The sequence below is a fragment of the Nocardioides kongjuensis genome (assembly GCF_013409625.1).
In the GTDB taxonomy this organism is placed as follows: Bacteria; Actinomycetota; Actinomycetes; order Propionibacteriales; family Nocardioidaceae; genus Nocardioides; species Nocardioides kongjuensis.
In genome coordinates this window covers 4,442,987-4,458,489 of sequence record NZ_JACCBF010000001.1, presented here as the reverse complement: position 1 = coordinate 4,458,489, position 15,503 = coordinate 4,442,987, and the positions used below count along the sequence as shown (strand labels likewise).

The 15,503-nt window shown below is 66.3% G+C and carries 14 protein-coding genes; 5 read left to right on the top strand and 9 right to left on the bottom strand.

Features of this window, described 5'->3' with window-relative positions; genetic code table 11:
- Positions 1-22: 22 nt before the first annotated feature.
- Genes BJ958_RS21435 through BJ958_RS21425 form a run of 3 tightly spaced genes read right to left on the bottom strand, consistent with a single transcriptional unit; the run spans position 23 to position 3,974 of the window.
- Positions 23-1,630, bottom strand: a complete 1,608-nt coding sequence (locus BJ958_RS21435) for a hydantoinase B/oxoprolinase family protein (protein WP_179728873.1) — start codon at positions 1,628-1,630, stop codon at positions 23-25.
- Complete coding sequence (locus BJ958_RS21430; RefSeq protein WP_179728872.1) at positions 1,627-3,645, bottom strand: hydantoinase/oxoprolinase family protein; 2,019 nt, start codon at positions 3,643-3,645, stop codon at positions 1,627-1,629. The genes BJ958_RS21435 and BJ958_RS21430 overlap by 4 nt, the downstream gene beginning before the upstream one ends.
- Complete coding sequence (locus tag BJ958_RS21425; RefSeq protein WP_179728871.1) at positions 3,642-3,974, bottom strand: antibiotic biosynthesis monooxygenase; 333 nt, start codon at positions 3,972-3,974, stop codon at positions 3,642-3,644. Before BJ958_RS21425 ends, BJ958_RS21430 begins: the two co-directional genes overlap by 4 nt.
- Positions 3,975-4,065: 91 nt before the next feature.
- On the opposite strand from BJ958_RS21425, the gene BJ958_RS21420 reads away from it, so the two are divergent.
- The 4 genes from BJ958_RS21420 to BJ958_RS21405 all read left to right on the top strand — a co-directional run bounded on the left by BJ958_RS21420 (position 4,066) and on the right by BJ958_RS21405 (position 6,983).
- Positions 4,066-4,626, top strand: coding sequence for a helix-turn-helix domain-containing protein (locus BJ958_RS21420; protein ID WP_179728870.1), 561 nt, complete (start codon positions 4,066-4,068; stop codon positions 4,624-4,626).
- A 4-nt stretch (positions 4,627-4,630) separates the two neighbouring features.
- Positions 4,631-5,176, top strand: coding sequence for a helix-turn-helix domain-containing protein (locus BJ958_RS21415; RefSeq protein WP_179728869.1), 546 nt, complete (start codon positions 4,631-4,633; stop codon positions 5,174-5,176).
- Positions 5,177-5,593: 417 nt separating this feature from the next.
- Positions 5,594-6,091 (top strand): CAP domain-containing protein, encoded by a 498-nt coding sequence (locus BJ958_RS21410; protein ID WP_179728868.1) that lies wholly within the window; start codon positions 5,594-5,596, stop codon positions 6,089-6,091.
- Positions 6,092-6,572: 481 nt separating this feature from the next.
- Positions 6,573-6,983, top strand: a complete 411-nt coding sequence (locus BJ958_RS21405; protein ID WP_218865923.1) for an Imm70 family immunity protein — start codon at positions 6,573-6,575, stop codon at positions 6,981-6,983.
- Positions 6,984-7,056: 73 nt separating this feature from the next.
- On the opposite strand, the gene BJ958_RS21400 is transcribed toward BJ958_RS21405, so the two are convergent.
- A complete protein-coding gene (locus tag BJ958_RS21400) occupies positions 7,057-7,494 on the bottom strand; it encodes a hypothetical protein (RefSeq protein ID WP_179728866.1) in 438 nt (145 codons plus the stop codon).
- Positions 7,495-7,972: 478 nt separating this feature from the next.
- Here BJ958_RS21400 and BJ958_RS21395 point away from each other — a divergent pair, with 478 nt between their 5' ends.
- On the top strand, positions 7,973-8,701 hold the full coding sequence (locus BJ958_RS21395; protein WP_179728865.1) for a hypothetical protein: 729 nt from the start codon (positions 7,973-7,975) through the stop codon (positions 8,699-8,701).
- Between the two features lie 493 nt (positions 8,702-9,194).
- On the opposite strand, the gene BJ958_RS21390 is transcribed toward BJ958_RS21395, so the two are convergent.
- Genes BJ958_RS21390 through BJ958_RS21370 form a run of 5 tightly spaced genes read right to left on the bottom strand, consistent with a single transcriptional unit; the run spans position 9,195 to position 14,805 of the window.
- On the bottom strand, positions 9,195-10,199 hold the full coding sequence (locus BJ958_RS21390; protein WP_179728864.1) for a hypothetical protein: 1,005 nt from the start codon (positions 10,197-10,199) through the stop codon (positions 9,195-9,197).
- A gap of 4 nt (positions 10,200-10,203) precedes the next feature.
- Positions 10,204-11,322, bottom strand: coding sequence for a CapA family protein (locus tag BJ958_RS21385; protein ID WP_179728863.1), 1,119 nt, complete (start codon positions 11,320-11,322; stop codon positions 10,204-10,206).
- Positions 11,319-12,155 (bottom strand): alpha/beta hydrolase, encoded by an 837-nt coding sequence (locus tag BJ958_RS21380; protein WP_179728862.1) that lies wholly within the window; start codon positions 12,153-12,155, stop codon positions 11,319-11,321. Before BJ958_RS21380 ends, BJ958_RS21385 begins: the two co-directional genes overlap by 4 nt.
- Positions 12,131-13,840, bottom strand: a complete 1,710-nt coding sequence (locus BJ958_RS21375; RefSeq protein ID WP_179728861.1) for an ABC transporter transmembrane domain-containing protein — start codon at positions 13,838-13,840, stop codon at positions 12,131-12,133. Before BJ958_RS21375 ends, BJ958_RS21380 begins: the two co-directional genes overlap by 25 nt.
- A complete protein-coding gene (locus BJ958_RS21370; protein ID WP_179728860.1) occupies positions 13,837-14,805 on the bottom strand; it encodes a DUF1611 domain-containing protein in 969 nt (322 codons plus the stop codon). Before BJ958_RS21370 ends, BJ958_RS21375 begins: the two co-directional genes overlap by 4 nt.
- Between the last annotated feature and the right edge of the window lie 698 nt (positions 14,806-15,503).

The following is a 15,503-nucleotide window of genomic DNA, read 5'->3' as shown; positions in this document are numbered from 1 at the left end:
AACCGGAGCAGCGGCTCGCCAGTCATGACGCCCCGGCAGGTGCCGGCGCGCCGAAGCCACCACCACCGCCCGTCAGGATGCTCACCGTGTCCCCCGCCGCAAGTTGGAGACCGTTCGTCTTCAGCAGGTCGTCGCGCTGAACGCTCCCAGCGATCTCGACCCGCGGCGGTAGGCCGGACTCTCCCCCGCGAAGGCCCCAGCCAGGAGTGCGGGAGCGGTCCATCCACAGGTAGAGCCGGGTCGGCTCATCGATCCGGTAACGTCGGACGATCCCGTCGCCGCCGGGGTGTTCGCCCGCGCCACCCGACCCCCGACGGATGCCGTACTCCAGGAGGGTGAGCGGGTAGCGAGCCTCGATGGCCTCGACAGGCGTGTTGCGGAAGCTGCCGTTGATGACGTTGATGACGCCGCTCGCGCCGTCTGATCCGGCCGAGGCCCCCCAACCGCCGGCGTGTGCCTCGACGCAGAGGTAGGGCGGGTCGCCCTCGTCACGCCCGGGCCCGGCGAAGTAGGAGATCATCGAGTCGCCGAACTGGGCGGCTGTGACCTGCTCGGGCAGCACGTCGGCGAAGGCGCTCACGAACAGGTCGATGAGCATGCCGAGCGACGAGTAGTACCACCCGCAGGCCGCCGGCTCGACGGCGTGATGCACCGTCCCGGGCCGGGTGAGGACGTCGAGGTTGCGGAAGCAGCCGCCGTCGAAGGCCCGCTCCGGCGCGAACAGCAGCTTGTAGGCCACCCGTACAGCGGCGACGGTCTGGGCGCGTCCGCAGTTGATCGGTCCACGCGTAGCGGCCGGGCTGTCGGTCAGGTCCACGATCATCCGGTCACCGCGGATTTCGACGCGGAGCCGCACGGGCACCGGCTGGTCGAGCTCGATGCCGTCGTTGTCCATCAGCCCCTCACCGACATAGATGCCGTCGGGCACCCGGCGGACGGTCTCGAGGTCCGCAAGCATGCTCTGCCGGAAGATCTCGTCACGACAGGTCTCGACCATGCTCAGCCCAAACCTGGTGATGATCTCGGTCATCCGTCGGTGTCCGATCCGGCACGCCGCGATCATCGCGTTGAGGTCGCCGACGACGAGCTCACGGCTGCGGCTGTTACGACGGATGATGTCGAGGACATCCTCGACCGGACCGGCTGCGTTGGCGATCTTGACCGGGCCGAGGCGCAGGCCCTCCTGGTAGACCTCGGTGGTCTCCGTGCCGCCGCCGGGATCGCGCCCGCCGAGGTCGGTGACGTCGCCCCGTGCCGCGACGTATCCGACAATCTCACCCTCGATGTGGACCGGCGCGAATAGCGTCATGTCGTTGACGTGGGTGCCCTGGATGTAAGGGTCGTTGAGGCAGACCACGTCGCCCGGCGCGAGCCAGTCGGTGCTATTCGCTGCGCGGCCGCGCTGGCGCAGGGTCTCCTTGACCGCCTCATCGAGGTTGCCGAGGAAGAGCGGAAGGCCGCTTGACTGGCCCAGCACATCCGCGTTGACGTCGAGCAGCGCGACGGCCGCGTCCTGATTCTCGTAGAGCAGCGGTTGGTACGCCGAGCGGACCAGCGCGGCGTGCATGTCCTCTGCCGCTGACTGGAAGAGATTGCGGACGATCTCGGTGGTGATGACGTCCCGGCTCACGACCGGTCCTCCTGCCTGCTGATGATGAGTGCTCCGAACGGGCCGCGGCGAACCGCCCAGCCCGGAGGGACGAGGGTCGTCGAGCCGTCCTCTTGGACGATGATCGGCCCGAGGTGCGAGGCGCCCGCGACGAGCGCGTCGCGGTGGAGGATCCGGGCGGAAACGTCCACGCCATCGACCCGCACCTGACGCGTTGTCTCTGGCGCTGGATTGCTGCGGCCGACGCCCGGTTCGGCCAGGGTGGCCCCAATCTTCCCGACCGCAGAGAGCCGGGCGTTGACGAGCTCGACGGGAGCATCTGGCATCGCGTGTCCGAACTTCTGCTCGTAGGCCGCGTGGAAGGCGGTACCGAGTTCGGCCGGGTCGTGTACCTCGACGGCGACCGCGTGCTCCTGGCCTGCGTAGCGCAGGTCGGCGCTCGCGACGTAGGCACGGGCCTCCTCGGGAACGCCTTCCTGCTCGAGCAGCGCTTCGCCCTGCTTGCGGAGCTGACGGAGCGCGTCGCCGAGCGCTCGCATCGCCTCGGGTTCGCCGAATCGACCCGAGAGGGGCGCCGAGATGTCGTGGCGCACGTCCGCGTGGAGCATGCCCCAGGCCGAGAGCACTCCCATGGCATAGGGGATGACGATCTCGTCGATGCCGAGCTCCTCGGCTAGGGCCACACTGTGCAGCGGGCCGGCGCCGCCGAAGGCCACGAGCGTGAACTCCCGCGGGTCGACGCCGCGGCGCAGGGTGAGCGTTCGAATCGCGTTGGCCATCTTGGCGTTCGCCACGGCGAGGATGCCCTCGGCGGTCTGGACGGCATCGAGTCCGAGCTCGTCGCCGACCGTGCGCATCGCATGCTCAGCGGCCGCGACATCGAGGGTCATCCGCCCGCCGAGGAACCAGTCGGGGTCGAGCCGGCCCAGCAGCACCTGGGCATCGGTGACGGTCGGTTGGTCGCCACCCAGGCCATAGCAGGCCGGGCCCGGCTCTGATCCAGCGCTCTTGGGGCCGACCCGCAGACCGCCTCCTTCGGTCCACGCGATCGAGCCGCCGCCGGCGCCGATGGTGTGCAGCTCGACAACAGGCATGCGCATCACGTGGTCGGCGATCTCGCCCTCCGTGTCCAGCGTCATGGTGCCGTCGACGACCAGGCTTACGTCGGACGACGTTCCGCCCATGTCGATCGCGATCAGGTTCGGCCGCGCCAGGCCCTTCGCCAGGGTTTCAGCAGCCACCACTCCACCGGCCGGGCCGCTCAGGATGGTCTGGATCGGCTGACGGCTGACAAGTTCAGCCGAGCAGACGCCGCCGCTCGAGCGCATCACCTGCAGCGGAGCGCGGCAAGTGCGGGCCTCCAGCTCGGTGACGAGGTTGGTGAGGTAGCGGTCTACGGTGCGCGCGACGTACGCTGTAGCGACAGTGGTCGATGTGCGCTCGTACTCACCCTGCTCGGGCGAGACCTCGTGCGAGAGTACGATCGACAGGTTAGGCAGCCGACGGCGGAGCCCGTCGCGCACAGCGAGTTCGTGCGCCGGGTTCCGGTGCGCGTGGAGCAGACAGACGGCGACCGTGGTGATGGACTCAGCGGCAAGCCACGATGCCATTGTCTCGACGTCGTCTTCGGACAGCGGCGTCTCGACGCTGCCATCGTGACGGATGCGCTCGTTGACGGTGCGAATGTCGGCGTCGGCGACGACCGACTCCGTGTTCTGGGCGCGCAGGTCCCAGATGTCCGGGTTGGCCGCACGGCGCAGGCGCAGCACGTCGCCGAAGCCGGCGGTGGTGACGAGCGCGCTGCGCTCGCCCGTGCGCGAGAGCAGGGCGTTGAGGCCGGCGGTGGTGCCGTGGACGAGGTAGGCGATCTGGTCGGCGATGGCGAGCTCGTCGAGGCCGCGCAACATCCCGAGACTTGGATCCTTCGGTGTGCTCAGCACCTTGTAGGTCGTGGTGGTGGCGGCGTTCGGGTCCATCACCACGATGTCCGTGAAGGTGCCGCCGATGTCGACACCGACCCGCAGCTGGCCGCTCACGCGTCGGCTCCGCTCATGCTGACAACCACCTCGTAAAGATCGCCGGAGCCCAGGGGCAGGGACTCGGGGGCGAGCAGCTCCTCGAGGTCGTCGGCATAACTGGCCCGGGCAGACGAGACCGTCCATTCCTGGTAGTCGGCTACGGAGTGCCACAGCGCGGTCACCACTACCTCGTCCCGCTGGGGGACGCGCACATGCAGCTCGGCGCCGGCGCAACCGCCGTCCGCGAGAGCCCGGGCGAGAATCGCGTGGCGCTCGTAGAAGTCGAGAACCTCGCCGTCGCCGTCCGGACGGGGCTTGAGACGGAGCACGCTGCGGATCACGGTCACTGCTCACCTTCATTCGGAATCACTTACATTCGTAAGTAGAACAGTGTGAGATGAGCCACGTCAAGAGGCAATCTTGCGCTATTGTTTACGCGTGGACCACTCGATCTCCAACCTCGGACCGACCATCCGTAAGCACCGACGCGGTGCCGGGATGAGCGTGAAGGCGCTCGCGCAGGAGACTGGCTACAGCGGTGCATACATCTCGCAGGTGGAGAGCGGCGCGACCTTGCCGTCACTGAGTGCGCTGTCAACGATCGCAGTCGCGGTCGGCGCCGACATCACCCAGTTCTTCCCGGTCGACACCGGCCCGACGGTGCGCGTCAGCCGTGCCGGCGACCTCAACAAGCTGCGCATGTCCCCCAACGCAGCAGAGGAGTACACGATCCTCAGCAGCCACGGTCCTGGCACCTCGATCTCGGCGCTGATTCACCGCGCTTACCCGAGCGACCAGCCGCCCGTGAAGTTCCGCAACGCAGGAGAACGATTCGCGCTCGTACTGACCGGGTCCGTGCGCTTCATCTTCAACGGGGAGATCCAGGACCTCGCTCCCAACGACTACGCGCACTTCGCGTCACAAATGCCGTACTCCATGGAGATCACCTCGAACGGCCCGGCCGAGATTCTCTGGTTCGTCAGCCCGGCTATCGTCTGAGCCGATGTCCAGAACCGACAACGCCAAGACCCTGGCCAAGGCCATGGGCGTTCGACTGCGCCGTCGCCGCAAAGAACTCGGGCTCAGCCTCTCCGAGGTCGGGCGCCGGTCAGACGTATCGCCGTCGTACCTGACTGCGGTGGAGGCGGGCACCAGCACCGCCTCCCTGCAGGTGCTGGCGCGAATCGCGCACGCCCTCGAGCTGACCTTGGGCGACTTCATCGCTGAACAAACTGTGGCATCTGTCAAGGCTGGAAGGCTCGACCCCAAGCCAGGGACCCACCTGGTCAGCAGCGATACGTTGCAGCTGAAGGTCGCATTCGCCAATGCCGAACCGGACGAGACAGGAACGTGCCCGCTCGACGTCGCCGGGTCGTCGGTCGTCATCGTCGTGCGATCAGGGCACCTCACGGTTGATGTTGACGACCAGACTTGGCAACTCGAAGAGGGCGATTCCCTGCATGCACAACAGCCGAGACAAATCCGATGGCGATCGGGCTCGTCGCCGTCTGCGTTCATCTGGGCCAGCGCACCACCCTCGATTGGCTGACGCCCCAACCGCGTCGACCGGGTCGCGCCCAACTCTCGCGAGCCTCGGACCTCAACGCGGCAACGTCGGCCGTACCACTCGCAGCGAGATTCGACGTGGGCGGCGGTGCGGAAGGAACCAGCCAGGACGCGGGACCGCTCCGCCTCCTCCTGTCCCTTGCACGGCCTTCCAGGGCAACGTCGCGTAAGAAGCGGGGCAGGGGAAGCTCGTCCTCCTTATCCCCTCGCTCTGGCAAGCACGCACCCGAACGCGTCCGCAAATCACGGTCTCCACCCCGCGATCCCCTGTAATAGACCGACAAGCATTCTCGTCATTCGGTTGCACATCGCGTCAACCGAATACGGGGAACCAGTGACAATGCCGCACGCCTTGAAAGAACGTCGGGGGGCAGGAAGAACCTTCATCTCCCTTCTCCTCATGCTCTCGGCCGCAGTCCTCCTGGTCGTTGGACCTTCGTCCGCAACACCGACCTCATCGGACGCAGCGGATGTCGCTTCGCACGACTCCTCCCTCGCTCCGAACCTCGAAGCACAAGTCGTCGCCCTTGTGAATCTCCACCGAGAACGTGCCGGCTGCCAGCCGCTTCAGCTCAACAAGCACCTGCGGCGCGCGGCGAGGTCGCACAGCAAGCGAATGGCACGGGCGGGCGTCATGGCTCACTTCTTGCCCGGTGAACCTTCGCTGCACAGGCGTTTCGCTCAAGCCGGCTACGACGACTGGTCGTTGCTGGCCGAGAACGTCGCCGCAGGCTTCGCCTCGCCAAGTGACGTCGTCGACGCCTGGATGAACAGCCCTACCCACCGTCACAACATTCTCAACTGTCGACTACGGGATATGGGCGTCGGCGTCATGGCCAACGAACCGCGGTACTGGTGGACGCAAGACTTCGGGCGCCCCGCGCACACCACTTCATGATCCCCACCTTGCTAATCACGCGACTTCCGGTGCCAACACCGGCGGCTGCGCTCGTTCGGATCTCGTCTGCACGCCCGCCGCGGCAGTCGACCGGAGCGCGCATGAGTGCAAGCCTTCTGGATCACGTGGAAGTCGACACAAGAATCACTTGAACAGAACTGCCTCCACCAGTAAGACGTGGCGGCCGAACAACGTCCTACTAGTGGACGAGCAGAGACCCCACACCTCTCCTCGTCTGACGCTTCTGCGTCATCGATTGCCTGCTGCGTCCCCCCTGATCTATTGGGCGCAGCGGCGGACGTGGCGGTCCGCGGTCACTCACAGGACTGCGGACCGCCACTTCTCGGCCTCGTCTGCGGCCGCTTTGTCGTTAGGCACACCGCGATCGGTCACTCCGAAGACGCAGAGGCTGACGCGGCAGCCCATGGGCACTAAGGTGGTGTCATCTGGAACTGGATCAGGGGAGGTACCCTCCCTTGACGTGGCGCTCTTCTTCAGCACCGGCGTGATCGCATTCCCTATCGGAACTGGCGCCTTCCTCGGTGCCTTCTTCGACACGGTCGCCGTGCGCTTGGAGAGTGGACGGCGGGGAAGCCGTCTTCCGGCTCTGGCCGCACTGTACGCCGACGGTGAGCTGTCGCACGGTCGAGCGTCAGCCGCGCTGGCGGAGCTGGACCTCGTTCGAGCTGAGCTGGCCCGGTTCACTCCCGACCAAGTGGTCTGGGATGCCGATGATCCTGCCGCTCAACCCCCGTGGGGTGAGAATATCGCCCCGACGATCAGCAGCCTAGCGAACTGGTTTGTAACGTCCGACGGCCGTCCGATGCTGGACGTGCTCGCCTCCGCGCTCGACGCCAGCTCGCGGATCGGGCAGCCGCTGCGAATCCGCTGATTCGAGGGCGCTTGTCCCGCGCCTCGTCGGAGGAGGCCTATCTCTCACAACGATCCATTCGACAATCCGGTGCCTACTGCCGGCTGTCGGATCCGTCGTTGTAGGGATCGGGGACTCCAGGGGGCACTCGGTCGTCACGACCGAGAGCTACCGGACTTGATCGACGGACCAGCATGCGCCGCTGAACCTCGGCCTCTTCCGCGCAGACGGGGTCGGTCGTGTTGTCGTTGCCGTCCATCCCCACGAGCCACACGAGGCCGCGCCCGCGCCCGGGGTTCAACTTCTCGGCTTCTGTGTCGTCCCAGCCCAGCGCGATGGCATAGGTCAAGGTGTCTCCGGCCTGCTTCTGTGCCCAGTCGATCACCTGCAACACGTCCGCGCCGGTGACGTCATAGGTGTCGGCCCATCCGGAGGTCGATGACTCGCTGCTGCCGTGGAGATAGACCCGGAGCCGAGGTCCGTGATCCTCCCAACTGTGCCGCTCCGGTACCCGGACGATCTGTACTGGCATCCACTCATCCTCGCAGTCTGTTGATCGGAAAGGAGGAGCCGACCTCCGCACAACTGGGCGTCCCTCTCGCACTGTCGCGATGGCCGGGCGTCTCCCCAGCGTCTATACGACGACCTCAGCTCGACCGGCCCTCGCCCATTGCAGCGAGGGGTGGAGACAGTGGTGTGCCTGGCGGGTCCTTCGGCGCGGGGGGTTGCCACACAAGTCAACCTTGTCATAGGCGAAGCCAGAGTTCGCTACATTTCGACACCGGCGGCGCCTCTCGTCGGCAACACCAGCGTCTGGACTATGAAGGACCATGCCTGCCCAGCCGGGGAGGGGGGTGGCCGGGCAGGCGCGGGCCCGCACACGGGAGGGAGTTGTGCACTGACCGTGTTCCTCCACGCCTTCAACGAGCCATGCCAGTGCCAGGTATGGGTGCCGGCGCTGCGGGGCGGGAAGCTGCACGAGCTGACGGGGAGTGTGGGACCCTCCCAACATGGACGACTCCGCCTTCCTGTACGAGGTTCAGGACCTGCTAGCAGGGTTGGTTGGGGAGGACGTCGTGGTGACCGCTGTGCGGCCGGTGGGTGGTCGGCCTTGGCCCCGAGTTGAGGTTGCCTTCCGCCTTGCCGATCCACCCCCCGCCTGGCGGGGCCAGACGCAAGGATCGGCCTATGCCCCGCTGGCCCCGGACTGGCGATACGCCACCGGACGCGAGGAACCGTCCGGCTACGCACAACTGCTCGCCGACGAGGTCGAACGCGCGGCGCGCCGGCTCGTCTCGCCTCGACCACCCGCAACCACCCCGTCTCCCGAACAGGTCGCCGAACGGTGGCATTGGCTGCTGGATCGACTCGCACTCAACGGAACCGTCCATCAAGAAGCCCACGGGCGGCTCGCCGTCATACGCGAGGACGGCACGTCGTTCACTGTTCTCGTTACCCCCGAGCAATGGGCCCTGATAGGCGAACCGCTCGATCCGCAAGCCGACGACCCCCAAGACTTCAACCAACTCAACCCCGAGGACACCTACCTCGTGTTCTACGAGGACGACCTCATCTGGTCCACTCGCCCCGAACTGCCACCCATCGGCTGGGGCGCCGAAATCGGACGGCAAATCCGCCAAGCCATCGCCCAGGGCAGAACCGACGTCGGATGGTACGCCTATGCCCCCGGAGACCCCGACGGGCCCGTTGATCCTGACCGACGTTGGACGCCAACGTAACCAGCGGCCGCGCATCCCAAGCGGGTGACGCCCCCACCATCCACAGTAGCGAAACCCGGGACCGTCACCCGCGCCGGAAATCCGCGCCTTGCGCACAAAGCAATCCGGCATTGAGTTGTGTCCCTCGCGGGGACTGGTGGGCGAGATGTGAGCCCCTACCCACCTGCCGAAACGACGCGCAGCAACCGCGCGAACTTACGACTCCCGAACTGGGAGCCACCCGTCTCCTACTGCAGCGACGATGCACACCATCAGGTTGCCAGTGAGGGGTGTTGTTGCGCGGCGAACGCTGCTCCGGCTGTGAGAACACGTCCGCAGAGGTGTCTCGAGCGGACGTGCGAGCCGGACCGAGAAGGGTTGGGGCTTCATGGCCAGCCTGCCAGTACAGACGTCCGGCACGGCCTTTTCGATAGTCACGTCGTGTAGATCGCAAGTCGGACAGCACCGTGGTCCGACAGCGAGCTGTTCTTATTGCCGGGCCTAAGCGATCCAGTCATCGTGCGCGGACAGCGCTGGGCCGACCCGAGGTAGGACTAGAGTCGGGAAACAGGTAGGGGGCGGCCGCAGCCGCCATGGCGTGGTGGTCGTGACTGACTTCGGGGACCACTACGAGTCCCCAGGCGAACGGGTCACGGTACTTGGCGGCTGTTCGCCGGGCGACCCCGAAGTAGGCCAGACCTCGTTCCAGGCGGTTGTCGCCTTGACTGTCGGAGCCATCGTCGTGACGAAGGTTGGGATCCTCTTCGTCGATGTCGTCTGCTCCGAGCATGAGCGTGAAGTTGGTTGCGAATGCTGCGCCCAGGTCGTTCTCGTCCAGGTCGATCCCGGATAGCCCGTAGGGGAATGGTTGATCATCGTCAGGCATCGTGTACCAGCCGGGGTTGGCGGCAACCACAGCCTCGAGCGCGTTAGAAGGCGCGAACTCCACGAGGCGAGCCGCGAACTGCGCACCGGCAGAGTGTCCGAAGACGCTGTAACGGGTATCAGTGGCGCCGGTCCGGACCTTGCCCCGTTCGACGATCTGGTTGAGGGTGCCAAACGTGAGCGAGTGCTGGGGATCCGCACCAGAGGGGTTCTCGAGGCCGCCAAGGTTGTATTGCTCGGACGGGAAGTCCTCCTTGCTGAACTCGGGTACCAGAACAAGCAGGTCCGGCGTCGGCGTGAGGTCTTCCCAGTCGGATCGGTAGTCCTCTGCATTCCGGTCGGTTCCGGTGAGCACCAGGACGATCTGAGCGTCGGCTGGCGAGCCGTGGATGAGATACCAGACGGGTACTGCTGGGCCTCCCGGAGGGGAGAAGGTGAAGACCCCAACTCGGCTCACAGGCTCAGGCGAGCCCGAACAACCGGCAAGCCCAGCGAGCACGGCGGCGACCGCTGCCAAACCAGCCAGGCAAGTCATGAGGCGGGCGATTTGCGGGCGCGCCGCTTTGCGGCTGGAGGGCGCTCCGAGGCGCGGCGGCCACGTGCCGAGAACGCCAGCCTTCATCTTCGTGTCCACGACTTCACGAGGGCGTGCGGGCAGTGAAGCGGATCGTCGCGGTGCTCCCACCCGGATCGATACTCGGGGCAGGCGCCAGGGCAGTCATGGTTCGCCGAGCCACCGCCGGAGCGCAGGGCCTGGGCTGGTACCGCACCACGTCGTTGTCGGTACGCAGACAGCTCAGGCGCAGACTGGCACCTTGGCTCTCGACGGTCAGGCGGACCGCGAGTCCGACGCCGAGCAGCCCGTAGGTGTCGAAGCGGCCCGGTGCCCCGAACACGAAGTTCCCTATGCTGTAGGCCACGGGAACGCCGTCGACGAGCTCGACTCGGCTGCTGGAATGGGGGCCTGTGCCGATGATCAGGTCGTAACCGGCGTCGACCAGCATCCTTGCCCAGTAGCGTTGCTGATTGTTGGTGGGCGCGTAGTTGTCGCCCCAATGGACGTAGGCGACCACGAACTCGGCGCCGGCAGCCCGCGCCAGGTCCACGCCGCGCTGGACGGATCGTGCGCTGAAGGCCACAGTGCCCGCGTGATCGGTGGTGGCAGTGCTCGCGAAGCCGAAGTCCTCGGTGAGCGAGATAACCGATACGTCGCCCGATGAGCTGGTGATGAGCAGGGGCCGCTCGGCGTCGGCGAGCGTTGACCCTGCGCCGAAGCCGGCCAGTCCCGATCGGTTCAGGGCGGCGAGCGTGTCAGCGAGACCCACTGACCCGTAGTCCATGCTGTGATTGTTGCCAAGGCTGGTTGCGTCGACGCCAGCTCGGTGCAAGGCGTCGAGGCCGAGTGCCGAGCTGGCGTAGGAGTACTGCTTCCCCGGAATGGCTGGTTGGGTTGCGGTGGTGATGGCTGTTTCCAGGTTGACGATCGTGTAGTCGGCGTCGAGCTGGCCCGTCACCTTCGTCAGAGGGTAGTCATAACCGTGACGATCCAGCAGCGGTTGGGCGCCGTCGCCGAGCATCGTGTCGCCGAGGAAGTCGATGCTCAAACTCCCCGACTGTTGTGGCGTCGGATGCGCATCGACGGTGGCCACATCGGGTCCCTTTGCTGAGGCCAGGTGGAGGCCTACTGCGCATCCGGTCGCCACAGCGCTGCCTGCCAGCACCGCGATCAGAATGCGGTCTCGGGTGGATCGTTTCATCTGTTCCATTCCTCGCGGCAGGACCCGAATGCGCCGTCGTTGCCTATGTTGAAGTGGGCCATGACCTTGTCCACGAGCCCGGCGCGAGCTGCTTCGCCGAACGAATGTCCGGCACAGCTGAGAAGGTCGAAAGTGACGTTGGAGGTGGCGCCCAGGGTGCGTGCTACCGATTCGGTGTGATCGACCCAACGGAGTGCCCGCTCGAGGCGGCCAATACCTTGTTCGCGGTCAAGTCGTCGGTTGCTGCGGACGGCCGGTCCTGGACGGACGTCGCGCTCGCCCACAAGGACCAGGATCGGAACCGTGAGGAAGGCGACTGGGTCGACTGTTGTCGACGTACCACTGCTGTGTTCGAGCCCATAGGGCCAGCGGCGACCGGCCCGTAGGTAGGTGTACCAGCCGGACGCCGCAACGGCCGCTCGCTGAACCAGATGGGGTGAGACCAGGGTGAACCGATGGGCGAACTGTGCGCCACCGGAGTAGCCGAACAAGTCTATGGTGGAGCACTGCAGGCTTGTCTCGGCCTTCAACGACGCGACGGCTGCGACCAGCGCGTCGTGTGCAGCGAACTGCCCCTGGCGGCCGGCGAGCCGTTGGTATCCGGTGAACTCCCGATCGCCGAACGTTGGCGCCATCAGGGCGACGTTGGTGTAGATCGCGCTGGGCAAGAATGCCCTGAACAGGCGTGCAGAGTCACGCCGTTGCCCATGGACGAGCACGAGCAGCCGCTCAGGGTTGGCTGGGATGAACGCCCGATAGCCGAGGCGTGCCGGACGACGAGGCGTCGGGCCACGTGGTGGTGACTCGATCAGGCCGTGACGTTGCGGACCCATGGTCGTACCTGGTTGGTAGTCGTCGTTCTCGGGCTGCGCCGGTACTCATCGCCCTCGACAACGCTGATCCTGCCTTCGGAACCCAGGTCCCAGACGACGTCAGCGATGGCGAGGTCGGCCGGCTGAGTTGATGCCAGCAGGACTGTCCCGCGATATCCGGCAAGGTACTTGCGGACAGTTGATGCCTGCGTGGGGTCAAGGCCGAGCGTGGGTTGATCGAACAGGAGCACCTTGGGGGAGTTGATGAGGGCCCGCCCCAGGCAGAGGAGCTGACGCTCCGCTGTGGAGAGATTCCGGCCACCTTCGGTGACCCAGAACTCGAATCCGCCCGGCAGCGTGGAGACCAGTTCGTCCAAACCGAGGGCGTAGCAGACTCTCTGAATCTCGTGACGTGAGGCATTCGGCATCCGGTAGGTCAGGTTGCGCCACACCGTTCCTCGCATCAGGGGCAGGTCCGGGCTCACGACTCCGAGCTGCCGGAAGGCGGAGGCCGGCGACGTCGAAGCGAGGACCTGGCCGTCGATGAGCACGTCGCCGCTCGTGGTCTCGAGCTGTCTGGCCACGAGCGCGAGCAACGACGACTTGCCGCTACCCGCTGCCCCGCAGATGCCGACGATACGACCGGGGGCCGCGACGGCCGAGATCGCAGGGAGCCGACCTTCGACGGCGGCATTGACGAACTCAACGCGACCCGACCGAAGTCGCAACGGTTGGGTTCCTGCTGGCTCGAGCCCGCTGCTCGAACTGTTGATGAACTCGGTAATCTTCTGCTGCGAGACCTGTCCGCGGTGCCAGTAGTCGTGGGCGAGTCCCAGATTGCGCACCGGGCCACTGAGCTGTTGTGTCATGAGCAGAGCAGCAACCACCGTTCCGACAGTCGTCGCATAGCGGCTCACCTCGACCAGGCCCACACCCAGCACAGCCGCGACCGACAGGGCAGCGGTGGCGGACGAGATGCCACGCAGCCGTCCCCGCAGTCCGGCGATGCGACACAGAGCCTGAGTCAGCAACTCGGTCTGCTGTGCGAGGCGCGAGAACTCTCCTCGGGCGCGGCCGAACACCTGGACCACCGCCAGGGAGTTCAACTGCTCGTCAATGTTGCCCGTCACCAGCGACCGCCTGCGACGCATCCGTCTGGTGGCCGCGCGCATCGCCTTGCCCCACCCGATCGAGGCGGCAGATCCACCGCTGATCACGGCGAGCACTGCCAGCGCCAGCCACACGTTGAGCACAGCCATCGCGGTCAACGTGGCAGTCACGACGATGAGGGCCACCGTCCCGCGCAGGATGCCCCGGCTGATCCAGAGCCTGAGCATTGACAGATCCCCGATGAACCGGAGCATCAGTCCCCCTCTAGCGCGATACTGCAGCTGCGTCGGAGTCATGCCCTGAAGATGCTCATACATCTCGAGCCGGAGCCGGCGGACGACTTCGTAACCTGCCTTCTCCGCGACCGAGAACTCCAGTGCACGCAATGCCGCCTGTACCAGTGCCGTCACGCACAATAGAGCGACGAGGAGGTAGGTGTGGTGTCGCTGGTCAGCAGCCGCCTGACCCACACCTGCCGGAGCGAGAGCGTCGACGATGGACCGGACAAGCAGCAATGTGGCGGCCAGCGCAGCCGCCTGAGCAAGGCCGATGCCGACGACCGCGGCTGCATCGATTCGGCGAATGCGCACCATCATGACCTGGAGCCGACCTCGTGCTCCCCGATGCCACCCCGTTCGTGCACGATGCCGTCGGCCAGGCCGGGCAGGCTCAACTCCCAACTGGCAGCCTCACCAGCGACCGAGCCTCCGGCGTCAGCCAGATCCGGCACCGTGATTCCCAGGCACGCCCCCATCGAGTCCGCGTCTGCAAGGTCGGCAAGCGTCAAGATGTGCATGCCGAGGGCTTCCTCTGCCTCTCGAGTCGCGAGCGGGGACGTGGTGATCCGCCCCGAGACACCTAGCAGGTTGTGCCCGAGTGCCTTCAACACCTCAGCGCCGTGGACGGCGCCCATGGCGTCTCCAGCAGCGAAGATCACGGCGTCGGCTATGGACTGGAACGCCTCAGACCGAATCAGCTGTGCGGTCTCCTGCTGGTACAAGCCGTCTGCGATCTCGACCAAGTTCAACTGGGTCCCCGACTCTGTCAAGTGGTCGACCAGCTCCAGCATCTTTTCCTCCAGCAGGCCGACTGGTTGCCGGTACGTCGAGGCGAGGCCGACATCGGTGAAGTCAAGCATCGGCCACGCGCCCGCATCGAGCATCACCCAGTAGTCCCCGCCGGATCCGGTCCCGGTCACCTTGGTCGTGCCGACACGGACCCCTCGCCTCGCCATCCCCTCGGCAATGTGATGCACCGTGGTGGTCTTCCCTGAGTTCATGGATGTTCCGACGACGGCGAGGGTCACGGGGCGCGGTCGCGTGGGCGTCACGGGGGGCAGCGCGAACTCGCGGACGTTCAAGGGCTGTCCACGCTCGTCCCCGATCAATCCGAGCGGCACGATGTCGGTGGCTGCCCTGACGGCTCGGCTCCGACTCAGCACCTTGGATGCGATTCCACCCGAAGCCACCAGTTGGGTGGGTTCAAGACGGTCGGGCACCTCCGACTCGAACTGGTCCGGTGCGTAACGGTCGGCGTATGCCACCACGATCAGGTCGCCCACGTGCAGAGCAGCCCGACGGCCTTCGACGGTCTCCAGCCGCCGGTGATTGCCCAACCTGGACACTCGAGCCAGCACGATGTCGCCAGAGCGTGGACGCACCGAGCCCGTGATCAGCGTTGCCATCGACGACGGCGGTACACGCCGGGTACTGAACGCGCGCTTCGCGCCCAACAGCGTGGCTCCGGTGATGGGGCGAACCAGCAACCTGGCATTCCGAGACATGAGCCTTCTCCCTCCTGGGCGGCCCGACGCAACCTCAATGAAGTGGCCTACTTGGGCTTCCCTCCCGATACATAGACGCACCGGCCCTCAGTTCCTTATTCCCGGGCATCGCCATCCGTCTTGCCAGATTGCGGAAGACCGGCCCGCGCCGCCTCGCCCACGAACTCGACCGCTCCACCGCGGGCGGGGCGCCAGTGGCCGGCGACGCCGTCCAGGTCCGGTCGCAGCTCAGCGCATGCCGGACCACCGCCCGAGGACGCTTGACCTTGATTTGCCGATCCTATGGGCCTCGTCCGAGGCTGAGACTCGGCCTCAACCGATCGCCGAGGCGCTTCCGCATGTGTAGGCGTTGCCCGTGAATCCATGCGAGCTACTGGCACTGAGTTGGTGCCGGCCGCGCGATCAGAGGCCGTCCAGCAACGTGCTCGGTGGGACCATGGACCCAGCCCTGACAGAGCTCCCGCAAGGCACGCGGT

Coding starts and splice junctions, on each gene's coding strand:
- BJ958_RS21380 (WP_179728862.1), bottom strand. CDS start 12,155: ATGGGTCCGCAACGTCACGGCCTGATCGAGTCACCACCACGTGGCCCG.
- BJ958_RS21385 (WP_179728863.1), bottom strand. CDS start 11,322: ATGAAACGATCCACCCGAGACCGCATTCTGATCGCGGTGCTGGCAGGC.
- BJ958_RS21395 (WP_179728865.1), top strand. CDS start 7,973: ATGGACGACTCCGCCTTCCTGTACGAGGTTCAGGACCTGCTAGCAGGG.
- BJ958_RS21410 (WP_179728868.1), top strand. CDS start 5,594: ATGCTCTCGGCCGCAGTCCTCCTGGTCGTTGGACCTTCGTCCGCAACA.
- BJ958_RS21415 (WP_179728869.1), top strand. CDS start 4,631: ATGTCCAGAACCGACAACGCCAAGACCCTGGCCAAGGCCATGGGCGTT.
- BJ958_RS21400 (WP_179728866.1), bottom strand. CDS start 7,494: ATGCCAGTACAGATCGTCCGGGTACCGGAGCGGCACAGTTGGGAGGAT.
- BJ958_RS21375 (WP_179728861.1), bottom strand. CDS start 13,840: ATGATGGTGCGCATTCGCCGAATCGATGCAGCCGCGGTCGTCGGCATC.